The organism is Gimesia panareensis, assembly GCF_007748155.1.
GTDB classification, from domain to species: domain Bacteria; phylum Planctomycetota; class Planctomycetia; order Planctomycetales; family Planctomycetaceae; genus Gimesia; species Gimesia panareensis.
The window spans coordinates 2,077,363-2,090,236 of the sequence record NZ_CP037421.1 but is presented as its reverse complement, the minus strand read 5'-3'; the positions used below and the strand labels follow the sequence as shown (position 1 = coordinate 2,090,236).

At 50.1% G+C, this 12,874-nt stretch carries 12 protein-coding genes; 5 read left to right on the top strand and 7 right to left on the bottom strand.

Going from position 1 to position 12,874, the window contains the following annotated elements:
- Positions 1 to 238 precede the first annotated feature (238 nt).
- The 3 genes from Enr10x_RS07865 to Enr10x_RS07855 form a co-directional block, all read right to left on the bottom strand.
- The gene (locus tag Enr10x_RS07865) at positions 239 to 1,177 is read right to left on the bottom strand and encodes a carbonic anhydrase (protein WP_145448672.1); all 939 of its coding nucleotides are present in this window, start codon (positions 1,175 to 1,177) and stop codon (positions 239 to 241) included.
- A 586-nt stretch (positions 1,178 to 1,763) separates the two neighbouring features.
- A complete protein-coding gene (locus Enr10x_RS07860; RefSeq protein WP_145448671.1) occupies positions 1,764 to 2,831 on the bottom strand; it encodes a M56 family metallopeptidase in 1,068 nt (355 codons plus the stop codon).
- Complete coding sequence (locus Enr10x_RS07855; protein ID WP_145448670.1) at positions 2,828 to 3,202, bottom strand: BlaI/MecI/CopY family transcriptional regulator; 375 nt, start codon at positions 3,200 to 3,202, stop codon at positions 2,828 to 2,830. The genes Enr10x_RS07860 and Enr10x_RS07855 overlap by 4 nt, the downstream gene beginning before the upstream one ends.
- A gap of 261 nt (positions 3,203 to 3,463) precedes the next feature.
- On the opposite strand from Enr10x_RS07855, the gene Enr10x_RS07850 reads away from it, so the two are divergent.
- The 4 genes from Enr10x_RS07850 to Enr10x_RS07835 all read left to right on the top strand — a co-directional run bounded on the left by Enr10x_RS07850 (position 3,464) and on the right by Enr10x_RS07835 (position 8,240).
- Positions 3,464 to 4,189, top strand: a complete 726-nt coding sequence (locus Enr10x_RS07850; protein WP_197997518.1) for a YceI family protein — start codon at positions 3,464 to 3,466, stop codon at positions 4,187 to 4,189.
- Positions 4,190 to 4,244: 55 nt separating this feature from the next.
- Complete coding sequence (locus Enr10x_RS07845) at positions 4,245 to 5,114, top strand: SAM-dependent methyltransferase (RefSeq protein ID WP_145448668.1); 870 nt, start codon at positions 4,245 to 4,247, stop codon at positions 5,112 to 5,114.
- Between the two features lie 33 nt (positions 5,115 to 5,147).
- A complete protein-coding gene (locus Enr10x_RS07840) occupies positions 5,148 to 5,915 on the top strand; it encodes an NnrU family protein (RefSeq protein ID WP_145448667.1) in 768 nt (255 codons plus the stop codon).
- A 63-nt stretch (positions 5,916 to 5,978) separates the two neighbouring features.
- Positions 5,979 to 8,240 (top strand): efflux RND transporter permease subunit, encoded by a 2,262-nt coding sequence (locus tag Enr10x_RS07835; RefSeq protein WP_145448666.1) that lies wholly within the window; start codon positions 5,979 to 5,981, stop codon positions 8,238 to 8,240.
- Here the strand turns inward: Enr10x_RS07835 and Enr10x_RS07830 are convergent.
- From Enr10x_RS07830 to Enr10x_RS07815, 4 genes are all read right to left on the bottom strand, one after another.
- Positions 8,212 to 9,336 carry a type III polyketide synthase gene (locus Enr10x_RS07830; protein ID WP_145448665.1) on the bottom strand — a complete coding sequence of 375 codons (1,125 nt, stop codon included), beginning with the start codon at positions 9,334 to 9,336 and terminating at the stop codon, positions 8,212 to 8,214. The genes Enr10x_RS07835 and Enr10x_RS07830 overlap by 29 nt on opposite strands.
- 31 nt (positions 9,337 to 9,367) lie before the next feature.
- The gene (locus Enr10x_RS07825) at positions 9,368 to 10,531 is read right to left on the bottom strand and encodes an NAD(P)/FAD-dependent oxidoreductase (protein ID WP_197997517.1); all 1,164 of its coding nucleotides are present in this window, start codon (positions 10,529 to 10,531) and stop codon (positions 9,368 to 9,370) included.
- Positions 10,528 to 11,235, bottom strand: coding sequence for a methyltransferase domain-containing protein (locus tag Enr10x_RS07820; protein WP_145448663.1), 708 nt, complete (start codon positions 11,233 to 11,235; stop codon positions 10,528 to 10,530). Before Enr10x_RS07820 ends, Enr10x_RS07825 begins: the two co-directional genes overlap by 4 nt.
- Before the next feature lie 251 nt (positions 11,236 to 11,486).
- A complete protein-coding gene (locus Enr10x_RS07815) occupies positions 11,487 to 12,248 on the bottom strand; it encodes a DUF1559 domain-containing protein (RefSeq protein ID WP_197997516.1) in 762 nt (253 codons plus the stop codon).
- 412 nt (positions 12,249 to 12,660) lie between these two features.
- On the opposite strand from Enr10x_RS07815, the gene Enr10x_RS07810 reads away from it, so the two are divergent.
- The gene (locus Enr10x_RS07810) at positions 12,661 to 12,846 is read left to right on the top strand and encodes a hypothetical protein (RefSeq protein ID WP_145448661.1); all 186 of its coding nucleotides are present in this window, start codon (positions 12,661 to 12,663) and stop codon (positions 12,844 to 12,846) included.
- The last annotated feature ends 28 nt before the right edge of the window (positions 12,847 to 12,874 follow it).

The following is a 12,874-nucleotide window of genomic DNA, read 5'->3' as shown; positions in this document are numbered from 1 at the left end:
TCTTATCTTGCGAAATAAAACGATCTTTCGACGACCATAATCTTCCAACCGTTTTACTCCGCAAGTAGAAACAAAATAGATTAGTTGAAGATGACTTTACCAGTAGTGAAATCAACTTCTATTGATAAATGAATGAGTGGATTGTTCTAAAAATGAACGAAATGGAGAGACGTCCGGGTTACAACCCACTCATTCATTGGTGAAGCTCATTTTGAGTCAACGCCTGTTTTTTATTTTACTATGATTTTGAAGCCCTGCTCCCAGTTGAAAGTGCTTCCCAGACAGACTTTGCCTGCGGTCCCAGTGACTTTGTAGAAAATCGAGCCGCATCAAAGTTGTCCATTTTGGATAAATACTGAACCATACTACTGGCGATATCATCAAGATCAATCACTCCAGGAGCATTTCCTAAACCAAACAGTAGAGAACCATCTCTACGCTCCAGATCAACGTGTAAAATCCGACACGAAGCCAGGTCGTAAACGCCGTACCAGACCGGAACAATCCGTTTCAACTTGTTGATGAATTCCCGAATCTTCCAGGCCATCGCCGCAGCATTTACAAAAATCGCTGTGTCGATGAGTTTGCCGCGATCCAGAGAAAAACGAGGCACACCTCCCGAGCGGAATTGTGAGCTCTTACCCAAGGCAGATGCCGCAATCTCAACGGAAGGAGTAATGGAATTGATAAGCGAGCGAATACTGCTGTCTGCTGGTGTGGTTTCTGGTTTCGGAGATAAAAACTGATCGACGGCTGCAGCGACAGCTCCACAACCGGTATGACCAAGCACGACCACACCTTCGACCGTGGGAAGATGCTCTACAGCATATGCCAGGCTTCCCAGGCATTCGACGGAAGCAACATTACCTGCAAGCTGGATTTCAAACACCTGGTTTGGTGGTTGGTTGAAAACATCCAGTACTGGTACACGAGCATCAGAACAGGCTAATACAGCAGCTTTGGGAGTCTCTTCGGGAGTGTCTCCCAGCAGCCCCAGTTGTTCGATATAATTCTGTTTGAAAGTTTGAGCATCGTGACTGGAAAGAGAATCGGTGTGATCCTGAGTCTCTTCCATTAACTGCTGCTCACAACGAAGCGTTTCAACGAATTCCATATTTCCATGGTTCAGCGCCTCTTTAATGCACTGGCATGTATTTACGAATGAGGTGGAATCCATTTTACATCTCTCCTGAAAACGGGTAGCTTCTTTCGTCTTACTCTTCCCTGTTCAAACTCGTCTCTAGCTGGTCAGGGCATACCAGCCACAGACTACCCGATTCAGATTTATGATTTCGTGTTAGTCAGTTTCAAAAAATCGCAATTACGCCAGGCGATACGATTACAGGTTGATTAACACCTCATGCAAGCGGCATACCACCAAACCAAAATAATTTCGGTACAACATGAGATTTGCAGTTTTAGACTTAAAAACACGAATAAAAACTTATGAAATCATCCCAAAGATCCGGAATCTTTTCATCAATTTCTCAGGATTTCAACAATTTTCGCGGCGCAACCCATGCAACTATTTGCAGTTCGGACGCAACATCATGCACACCATTTCGACTGTTCATTGAGATCGTTCCAGTCAAAAAAAACAGATATGCTCATGCATTAAACCTGTCCGGAAAGGAACTTAGCGAAAACCAGTCTACGATGGACTGTTCAACCAATGCCAGAGGACGATCAGCCCCCAAAACCTGCTCATTCGCGCAACGATAACTCCATTGATTCCAGAAGTCGTTGGTATGATGGCTGTCGCTTCAGGGGTGCTCATGAGGCCGGAGGCGATGGCCATCGATTTCATAATCGCGTGCAGGAATCCCGACTGACTGGAGAAAATTCGTCGACCAGCGTGGCCAGGGCGACCAGAAGGAGCGATTCGAGGCCGAGACATCCACGGGAAGCCAGAGGAGAATACAAAACAGCGCTGTCAACAGAATGCACGGCCCCCGCCAGGCCAAACGTTGTTGTGAATCTGAATGTTTCTGCTGAGTGGCGGTCAGATGTTGGATTCGCTGTTGAATCAGACTGGAGGAATTCCGATAGGCAAAACCTGCTGACAAGGTCTTCCAGTCCGTCACCTGATTCTCAACCAGATGCAACATGCTTTTCAGGTAGATTAAAATATCTTCCCGATCGTGAACCACTTTCTGATCACAGTAAAACTCACGACTGCGCACTGCCTGACGGGAACTCCACCAGACGAGTGGATGAAACCAGAATAAAGCTTCTACCAGCCTCTGAAGAAAGAGCTGCAAGGGATGACCTGCCCGAAGATGTTCGATTTCATGTCGCACGATCATGCTGAACTCCTGTGTTGAAAGTGCCAGAACTCTCTCAGGTAAAACGATTACAGGCGTATGAATCTGCCAGCAAAATGGAGTCTGCACTGCCTGGCTGATCAGTAGCTTTACTGTTTTTCCATTTACATCATCCAGAAGTCCCTGCTCGATCAATTCAACTGCTGACACTGTAGAGTTACTCAGAACCCGGATTGTTCGAAATGTACTCACAATCAGGGCGAGCATGGAAACCAGCATGCCGCAGAACCAGATAATCAAAATTACCTGCCCCAGAGTGGATTCAATTTTTTGAACCAGTTCAAGGTACTGTGGGGGCTGCGTGAAACCGTTTGAAAGCAGACGCGGATGAGGCAGACTAAAGGCAGCTAAAAACTGCAGCAGAATCAGCACATGACACAACGCCCAGAGCCGGTATTCATTTGAGAACGACTTCAATGTCATAGACAGCCCCCCAGCCACACAAATCAAGATCGTGATCTGTAGTGAGAGAGAAAGAATCGTTTCCATAAAACCGGCTGAGGTCATTGCTGATCCTCCAGTTTCCTGATTGCCACTTTGAGAGCATTGATGTCGTCCTCGGAGATTTCCTCATTCTCCAGAAGATTCAGCATCAGACTGGGCAGCGAGTCTTGATGCAATACCTGCTTGATCTGTCCCAGCATAAAACGTGAGACTTCTTCACGAGTGATGGCAGGTTTGTATATATAGGCTCGGCCACGTTTCACCCGTTCCAGCACCTTCTTTTTCTGCACCAGCAGACTGAGGGTCGTCATCACAGTCGTGTAGGCCAGATCCCGGGGTAATGCATCACATACTTCCTGGACACTGGCCTCCTCCAGGTTCCAGATGACGTCCAGCAGTTCCAGTTCATAAGGCGTGAGTCGGTAATCTTTCACAATCAGTCCCGTACAGATGAAAATCAGTATTTTTCCAAAGCAGAATCTTAGCGTCTCTAAACCCAAGTTAAAACCTGTCTTTTGTCTTCTCCTCAAATCCGATTCAATGAAATCCAGGCTTAGACAACGCCAAACCCCAAAACCCCTCTTTACTACTATAAGAATAGTTGTTACCTTTCGCCGCAAAATCGGTGAGGTACAATCTGCCTATTAATCGTACTTCCCAACAAACATAAGTTCATCATGAAAAGGATTGATCTGATGACACATCTTAATAAGGAACAAAACTGGATTACTTCACTCTGCTTGAGCAGTTGCCTTGTCTGCCTGATCTGGCTTGTCGCATTCCGTAGCTCTCAGGGCCAGATGCCAAACAGTGTGATCAACCAACTGGTACAAAACTCGGTCACGCAGTCTTCGCTGCCTTCAGGTACAATCAACACATCTTCCAGCCGTGTTTATACCTATGTCGGTAAAACCGGATTCGGACACGAACATGCCGTCGAAGGCAAGATCAAAGCAGGTTCACTGAATCTGGGAGCCCGCAGTAATGCAGGGAAAATCATTTTCGACATGACGACCTGGCGGGCTGATACACCTCAGGCCCGCAAATATATTGGTTTAAGCGGAAAGACTTCCGCATCGACCCAGAAGGAAGTGAATGCCAACATGCTGGGCAGCGCGGTATTGAATGTGCAGAAATATCCCACTGCGACATTTGAAATCAACTCAGCAATCCCTCTGAAACAGAAATCGAGCTCTGGTAAAGACCTCTATCAGTTAAGCGGCAAGTTTACGTTGCATGGAGTCGCACATAAGATGAACATCATTACAGAAGTCAGTGAAACAAAAGCAGCCTATCATTTGAAAGGCAACTTCTCCATTTTACAGTCACATTATGGGATCACTCCATTCAGTAAAGCTTTTGGAGCCGTCGGGGTCACAGATCAACTGAAGATTTTCGGTGAAATTGATGTGGCCAGATAAACTTCTGACTCTGGTCAATTTCATCAATGCAACATGTGGAAACCGGTAAGAGATTATGATTAGTTGTCCAACGGTCCAGAAGGAAGTGATCCGCAGTCACTATAATTTGTCGACGCTGTTTTATCGTCTGCTCTGGGGATGTCACATTCATCATGGATTATGGGACGAGGAACAGTCGCAGTCCGAGGACGTCCGGATCAGACACAACGCCCCGGCTCAAGCTCAACAGCAGCTGACGGAAACCATGGCAGAACTGATCCAGATTCAAAATGGTGAAGACCTGCTCGATGTCGGTTGCGGAATGGGCGGCTCATCCATTCATCTGGCCAAAACATTCAACTGTCACGTCACAGGGATCACGCTCAGCCCCATTCAACGGCGCTGGGCGGCCCTGGAAGCACGTTATCGTGGACAGGCCAGACACACTCAATTTCTCTGTCAGGATGCTGAGACTGCGGAATTTCCAGCAGAATCGTTTGATGTGATCTGGAGCATCGAATGTACAGAACATCTGTTTGATAAGCAGGCCTTCTTCCAGAGGGCCGCCTCCTGGCTGCGCCCGGGAGGCCGCATGATCATCTGTGCCTGGCTGGCTGGCGAACAACTTGATACGGATGAAGCGAAGCAGAAAGTATATGATGTCTGTGAAGGTTTCTTCTGCCCTTCCCTGGGAAGTGCAGTCGATTATCAGTCCTGGATGGAGCAGTCCGGACTGGAATTCCAAAGCTTTCACAACTGGACAAATCGTGTGAGCCAGACCTGGGAAATCTGCCAGCAACGCGTAGAGAAAACCAAAGTCAGGTGGCTGGCAAAATTGATTGATCGCAATACGGTCATGTTTCTGGATCGCTTTGAAACCATTCTCAAGGCATATGAAACCGGCGCTATGCAATACGGATGCTTCATCGCCAGAAAACCTGAATAAATTTGATTTTACAACGATCTCGAGGAAGCAGGGATGCGACGTTTCGTTGGTGTTATATTCGGGATAGCAACTCAGTTGCTGTTCCTCTTCACAGTCTGGCATCTGTTCTGGTTTCTGAAAGGAGATTTCAGTCACCACGAGAGTGGCGCGCTTGCAATCGACGTGCTGCTGGCTCTGCAGTTCGCAGTGGGGCACAGCCTTCTGCTTTACCCTGGCGTGCGGAGTGCGATCACACGTAAACTCCCTGCTCAGTTTTATGGCAGCCTGTTTTGTATACAGACTTGTGTGGGAATTTTACTGACAGCCTTCTTCTGGCGCAGCTCCCCCATAGAAATCTGGAGCCTGACCGGCTGGGGTGGCTGGCTCATGTCAGCCGGCTTTTATGGCTCGTGGATTTCCCTGCTCTACAGCCTCAACCTGACCGGCCTGGGATATCAGACAGGCTTGACGCAGTGGTGGTACTGGCTGCGTCGAAAGCCACTGCCCAGACGGGAATTTCAACCGCGCAGCCTGTACTGCTGCATGCGGCACCCTGTTTACCTGAGCTTCATGGGTCTACTCTGGTTCACACCTCTGATGACTCTGGATCATGCCATCCTGACAGGAATCTGGACTGCCTATATCTTTGTGGGCAGTTATCTGAAAGACGAACGGCTCAGTTACTACATCGGCAAACCCTATCGAGATTACCAGGCCAGGGTCCCCGGATATCCATTTATTTTTTTCGGTCCGCTCGGAAAGAGAAAAACAAAACCGGCCCCTGTCAAACCCCTGAAAAAATCACCACTCCGCACGACCTGATGATCGATCGAAACCTTGTATTCTTATTCTCCCGTTTTCTGATTTTCTCAAAGTATCAGCGGCATGTCGATTCATCGTAAACGATTCTGGTTGCTGGTGATTTACCTGCTTGTGTTACTCCCCTTCATCGGCTATGGAGCTGCGCAGGCGTTGCAGACCAAAGTAAATTCCCCGCTGGACTGGGTCGATGGATCTTTCCCCGCGCGGGCGGATTACGATCAGTTTCGGGAACAGTTCGGTAACAGTGACACTGTCATAATCAGCTGGCAAAACTGCACACTGGACAATCCGGATCTGGATGAATTGGTCACCGCGCTGCGAACAGCCCCTGTCTTTAAGGATGATTCCGGACAATGGTATTTTGAGCGTGTCATCTCAGGGCGCGAGTTATATCGCTCACTCAGCTCACCTGCCATGCGTCTGAATGAACGGGAAGTCCATGATCGCCTGGATGGGACTTTTATCGGAGAGGACGAAAAGACAACCTGTATTATTGTCAGTTTCACTCCAGCGGGTTTACTGAAACGTAAAGAACTGGTTGGAAATATCCAGTCAGCACTGGAAACCCATTGTAATGTCACAAAAGACGAATGCTTTCTGGCAGGGCCTATCATCGATGGTCTGGAAATTGACCTGGCCAGCAAAGATTCGATGGACCGCTTCGTCCTCCCCTCGACGTTAATGGTTCTGTTGATCTGCTGGATCTGTCTGCGTTCCCTGCGGGCGGCCCTGCTGGTCTTTGGACTGTCTCTTCTGGCCCAGGGGATTACTTTAGCCCTGATTCATTACAGTGGTGAGAGTATCACAGCACTGTTGATTGTGATGCCACCATTGATTCAGGTACTGGCAGTCGCCGGCGGCATTCATCTGGTCAATTACTATTTTGACGCCGTCAAAGATCCGCACATTTCCAACCCCGCTGCCTACGCATTCCAGGTGGGCTGGCTCCCCTGCCTGCTCTCCGCCGGGACAACCGCCATCGGCCTGGCTTCGCTGCTGGTCAGTGGACTGACTCCGATTCGCCTGTTTGGCGGTTATGCCGCCTGTGGTGTACTGGTAACCACAGGTTTGCTATTGAGCCTGATTCCGGGGGTCTTTACAGTCTGGCCCCTCAAACGTCCGGCCCCTCCCTCTGCTGATACAGAGACACTTCCCCAGGATCGACATGACCTCTGGTATTTTCTGACAGTCATTCTCAATCGCAATCATACTGTGATAGCCAGTCTGGCTCTCATGGCAATGATCGCAGCCGGATATGGCATTTCTCGTATCAACGCTTCTGTCCGCATCGAAACCCTGTTTTCACAAGACAGCAAAATTCTGCACGATTACGACTGGCTGGAAGATCATGTCGGTTCTCTGGTCCCCATTGAAGTCATTCTGACATGCTCGCCGGAAGCAGATCTGACTTTCCGCGAACAATTGTTGATGGTCTGGCATATCGAGCGCAGCCTGCGCAAGACCGACACCGTCAACCGCACAATTTCCACAATGACATTCGCCCCCCGGTTTCCCCGTCCGGAACATATGTCGGACGAACTGTTCCAGTATCAGCTCAACGAAGCGTTGACAGGTTTCAAACCCCAGTTCATCAATGCCGGCTATCTGAAAGAAATCGACGGCAAGCAGCTGTATCGCATTACTGCTTATGTGAGCGCACTCAACGATGTGGATTACAACGCCTGCCTTGATCAAATTGGAACGCACGTGGATTCAGCTTTGAAAAATAAATATGAGACGATCCCGGCTGGAATTACCACACAACAGACAGGCATCATGCCGCTGGTCCATGAAATCCAGCGGCAGTTAATGCAGGACCTGTTTAAGAGCTTTCTGTTTGCCTTTTTGATCATTGCCGTTGTGATGACGATCGTCCAGGGCGGGCTGGTTGCCGGGCTGGTCTCCATGGTCTCCAATGTCTTCCCCCCGCTGATGATCTTCGGCTTGTTAGGCTGGCTGGCTGTCTCGGTCGACATTGGATCCGTCATGACTGCCAGCGTGGCGTTAGGCATTGCCGTGGACGATACTCTGCACTACCTGACCTTTTTTCGCCGCCACCTGGATGCCGGCCATTCTCCCCGGGAATCGGTTCTGTATGCCTATCGACATTGCGGAACCGCGATGATTCAGACATCGCTGATTTGCGGGCTGGGACTGCTGGTCTTTGCCCTGAGCAGTTTCGTTCCCACTTCACGTTTCGCGTGGATGATGGCAGGGCTGCTGATGATGGCTCTGCTGGGAGACCTGATCGTCTTGCCCGCCCTGCTGTTAAGTCCCCTGGGACGTTTCTTTGCCCTTACTCCGAAGTCTGAACACGCTCATTGATCAAAGCGGCTTCGATGGTCAGGCCCGGGCCAAAGCCCAGCATCACACAGGGCAACCGTGCCCGCTCTGCCTGCAGTTTCTTCAGGATGAACAGGACCGTAGGGGAAGACATGTTCCCGTAGCGTGCCAGAGTTTCACGAGAGGGATTTAACAGACTTTCTTCAAAACCAACCGCTTCCGCAACGGCATTCAGAATTCGGGGGCCGCCAGGATGAATGGCCCAGCTACCGACTTCTTCAAGTTGCAGCCCCTGTTTTGCCAGCCATTGCTTCAACCAGGGTCGCAGACTCTCGTTAATCAGATCCGGGATCCGGGGGGATAACGTCATTTCAAATCCATGGTTGCCAATCCGCCAACTCATCATCTCTTCCGAATCAGGAACGATCGTCGAACCGGAAGCGATTAACTGCCAGCGATCTGTGAGATCCAGAGGAGCCTGTCTGCCCACAACTGCAGCAGCCCCATCTGCAAATAAGGCATTCGCAACAATTTTTTCCGGACACCAACCATACTGCTGATGCAGACTGCAGAGTTCCACTGCACAAACCAGAACGCGCGCGTGGGGATCATTGTCTGTAAAAGCTTTCGCGACCCGTAATCCATTCAAAGCCCCATGGCAGCCCATGAAACCAATGTGTGTACGGGCCACATCTGCGGGTAGCCCCAGTTCTCTCACCAGGGAAATATCAAAACCGGGAGCACTGAACCCACTACAGGAGACAGTGATCAGCTGAGTGATCTCTCCCGGATCCACCTGTCCCTCCTGCAGGGCCTGCTCCCCCACTGAGACCGCCAGTGAAGCAGCATGAGTTTCATACGCCTGCATCCGATGAGAGGTCGTCGGTCCATAATCCACCTCGGATTCGGCAGGAGGATAAAAGCTCTGTCTTGCCAGCTCACCGTTGGTACTGCTCTCCAGCACGACGCTGTGCCGCGTTTTAACGCCGGCCCGTCGATACAGAACCGGCAGCAACCTCCGCTGCTGGTCAGTCGATTCAGCCGAACAACTGAGTGCTTCCGCATGTACGGCAGCATCAACCTGCTCGATTGAATGTTCGGGAGTCACTGTTCCAATTCCAAGAATTTCAAAACTCATCTGTAATACTCGATCTCGCTTGAATTGAGATTCAATGATTTAAGCTGGCAACGATTGGTCTGGCGATTCCAGGAAACCAGCGAAACAGCCGTAGTCCAACACCGATTGCTGTAGGAGAACGCAACAGTTGCGCCAGCCAGCGACACCAGTGTAAACGTTGCATGGTCAATGTCTGATGTACCTGCAGCCATTCCTGTTCGAGCGACTGCTCCCAGTCGTGTAACCCGCGCGGCAAAATACTGGCAGCCGCAATGCCCTCTGAGATCGCATTCGACATCCCTTCCCCGGTAAATGGCTCCAGGTAGCCTGCCGCATCCCCCACCAGTATCAGTCGATGTGCGACAGGCCTGACAGTTTTTCTGGTAAGAGGAATCGTCCCTTTGAGATTCTGTTCTCCAATCGCAGGAGGAATCGGAAAGCCGGATTCTTGCAGAATGCGAACCACCGCACCAGTTGGACTCTGTTGCTGTTTGATAAAACTACGATCCATGGCAGCGGCGATGTTCAACTGACCTTCTTCCACACGCGCCAGGCCGACATATCCATGTTTGTGAATCGCCATATGAATCGTGCCTGCAGGATAATCCTGAATCTGACCACCGGGCAACAGGACTCCGACACCGATTCGCGAATCCTGAGAGACCACACTTTCAAACTCTTCACAGTTTTGCAAACTGGGATGCCCCAAACCATCGGCAACAAGAATGACACTCGCACGAGCGGTTCCGCATAATGCCCCCTGTTGAAACAGTTCCACCATACGCGTCTGTCCAGGATGCGAATCACCACAGACCAGTGCCGCGGTCTCTGACAGAAAACTGACTCCCGACTCCAGCGCCATCCGGGTAAGTTCAACGTCCAGAGCCGATCGCGAAACGGCCAGTCCTCCCGGCAGAGGAATCTGTAACTCTCTGCCCTGGTAACGTATCTGAAACTGGTCCAGGGGAACTGCTTTCAGGTCATCCAGCACGCCCCCTAAGCCTACTTCCGTTAATGTGTTGACAGCCCGTTGATTCAGACAACCGCCACAGACTTTATAGCGGGGAAATATTTTTCGTTCTATCAATAGCGCTTGTAAACCGGACCTGCCCAACTGGTAGGCGGCGACTGCCCCTGCCGGCCCTGCACCAATCACGATGACATCCCAGTGCCGGCTGCTGGCTTCGGCAATACTGATCGTTTTCAGTGGAGTCATACCCGGCTCCACTCTAGCAGAAATCGCTGAGGCCATTGTCGGGAAATATGTATATCAGTCAGCCCTGCCTGTTGAGCCAGTTGCTCCGCTTCCTCAACCGAAAAAGCGGCCGCTACCGAAATCGGACCATCCGTGTGCACAATCAGAGAACGTGTCAACAGACGGCAGCCCCCCCAGGCGAGCCAGTAGCCCAGGCGGGTTCTGCGCAAGTCATTGATCAACATCAAGTGCCGTGTGGATTCTGACATCCACTTCATGAGTTGTACTGCCTGGGGCTCATCGAGATGATGCAGAAACAGGGAGCACATCACTAAATCGTATTTCTGTTCGGCCGGTTCCTGGAAAATATCATTCTGGAAAAAATGGACATTTTCCAAATGCCTGCGTTGTGCCAGTTCTGTCGCATGTCGGACAGCATATTCGCTGATATCACACCCTGTGATTTCAACATCCAGGCCCGCCTGTTGGGCGCGCATTGCAAGTTCGATACTGACATCGCCCCCACCACTGGCAATGTCCAGTATCCGTAAAGGTCGCTGATTTGAAGTCTGAGCCAGTTTCAGCAGAGGTTTCCAGAAAATAGAACTGCTGCGACTGAACCAGTTCACGCGACGCAGCCCCATCAGCGCGTTGCCATGCTCAGAATCACTCAGCCCCGGTTGATCCATCAGCTCCGGTTCGCGTTGCCGAATCTGTAAATTCATAGTTCGCCTGAAATTTTCGACGCGTTTCTATCCCGGCTTACCACAGCCAGGACATCTGAAAGTCGCATCTACTATCTGTATAGTATTTAAGGGGCTGATCTTCGTTGAAGCCCCCCGATTTGTCAAGATAAGTCCGATCCTGATTCGTCTGTCTGCTTTCTTGGAGTTATAGACTCCAGTGGACGATTAAGAACCAGTTGATTTCAACTATCAGACAGTCAGTATCGAATTCCGCGTTCCTTTACCAGGAATCACTTCCTGCTTGCGAACCGCCGATAGGTCCCTGCATCAATAGAATCTGAGATCGATTTCACGTGCCCATCCCCCCAGAGAAAATTCACACAACCAGGGTGCCTGCTGTCAAATTCACACTCATCTGCATCAGTCCGATTGGGCCCCAGATAAGCATTTCCTACCAGGCGCCCGGTCGCATCTTCTCCCTCAAGCATGATGCCCAGCCACGTTGAGGGAAGTTTTCGTGCTGTCCGTTCCCCCACCATCAGAATATTGCTCAGCCCCTGCTGACATTCCGAAAACCGTAAAAAACGATCTTGCATAAAAATACCCTCACCGCTCTGAAAAGGAACAGCATCGGGATCACTGATTCCATAAACTCCCAGGTAGTTTGTACTGGGAAGTTCGATCATTGATGTGTGCGACTTCAAACCTGATGTTTCATGTCCTCCCACTTCCTCAAATAACAGGAACCGGTTATCTGCGACATCGGAAGGACAGCGAAAAATGGTGAGAGTCATTTCTCGGGCTTCAAGATTATTGACAGAATCGACGGCCGACTCGAAATCAATCAGGTTTGCAAGCTGACTCTGTTCCAGGTAAGGCAGGAGCGTGGCAGCCCAGCCATAGGCGGTTTTCTGTTCTTGATCCCGGCGCCATCCGGCAGGCAGCCTGGTATAAGCATCATGATAATTATGCAGCGCCACTCCCAGCTGTCTCAGATGATTAACGCATTGAATTTTTCGAGCCGACTCGCGTGCCGTATTTACCGCTGGCATAACAAGTCCTGCCAGGAGACTGATAATCCCCATCACGACCAGGAGTTCGAGTATCGTCAAACCCGCCCGGTGAACCTGATGCTGCTCTGGTTCATCTCTGATGTGTATATTCATCATACAGTAAAATAATGAGCTTCAGACATTTAAAAATCGCTACACTTCGTTGGGAAACGATATCAGGATCCCCCCCCAAATGGAACCCGGAAACGGCGAACCCGTACCTTGCGACATCTCTCCTCATACAGGGAGATACTTAAAATGGCGTCATACTCCCACCCTCAGAAAGTCTGCCGGGGGAAACCCAGGAGTTCACACTATACATCTATCTCAGTATTGTCTATTTTAGCATAAACGAATCAGCACAAAGTTTGTTGCTCATTAGAGTCAACAACCGATAACCGGATCTTCTCACATGTCCTACTTTTCTACATTTCTCTCCTCCCTGTTTGAAGATGGGCATGTCCTGGTTCCGGAAATTGAACCATTCTCCGAGGAAGAACTTTCTGCTGGCAGAGAAGTGCTCTGTGATTTCGAAGCACAGTATCGACTCGCTTTGCCTGGTGGGATGCCCTCTGTAAACAACGGTCAGAAAACGTAGCGCGTGCCGGTTGAAAACCGTAGCGCTG

Bases quoted from the DNA above. Each gene is read 5' to 3' on its own strand.
- Enr10x_RS07845 (WP_145448668.1), top strand. From the start codon at position 4,245: ATGATTAGTTGTCCAACGGTCCAGAAGGAAGTGATCCGCAGTCACTAT.
- Enr10x_RS07820 (WP_145448663.1), bottom strand. From the start codon at position 11,235: ATGAATTTACAGATTCGGCAACGCGAACCGGAGCTGATGGATCAACCG.
- Enr10x_RS07825 (WP_197997517.1), bottom strand. From the start codon at position 10,531: ATGACTCCACTGAAAACGATCAGTATTGCCGAAGCCAGCAGCCGGCAC.
- Enr10x_RS07840 (WP_145448667.1), top strand. From the start codon at position 5,148: ATGCGACGTTTCGTTGGTGTTATATTCGGGATAGCAACTCAGTTGCTG.
- Enr10x_RS07835 (WP_145448666.1), top strand. From the start codon at position 5,979: ATGTCGATTCATCGTAAACGATTCTGGTTGCTGGTGATTTACCTGCTT.
- Enr10x_RS07850 (WP_197997518.1), top strand. From the start codon at position 3,464: ATGACACATCTTAATAAGGAACAAAACTGGATTACTTCACTCTGCTTG.
- Enr10x_RS07865 (WP_145448672.1), bottom strand. From the start codon at position 1,177: ATGGATTCCACCTCATTCGTAAATACATGCCAGTGCATTAAAGAGGCG.
- Enr10x_RS07810 (WP_145448661.1), top strand. From the start codon at position 12,661: ATGTCCTACTTTTCTACATTTCTCTCCTCCCTGTTTGAAGATGGGCAT.
- Enr10x_RS07860 (WP_145448671.1), bottom strand. From the start codon at position 2,831: ATGACCTCAGCCGGTTTTATGGAAACGATTCTTTCTCTCTCACTACAG.
- Enr10x_RS07815 (WP_197997516.1), bottom strand. From the start codon at position 12,248: ATGCCAGCGGTAAATACGGCACGCGAGTCGGCTCGAAAAATTCAATGC.
- Enr10x_RS07830 (WP_145448665.1), bottom strand. From the start codon at position 9,336: ATGAGTTTTGAAATTCTTGGAATTGGAACAGTGACTCCCGAACATTCA.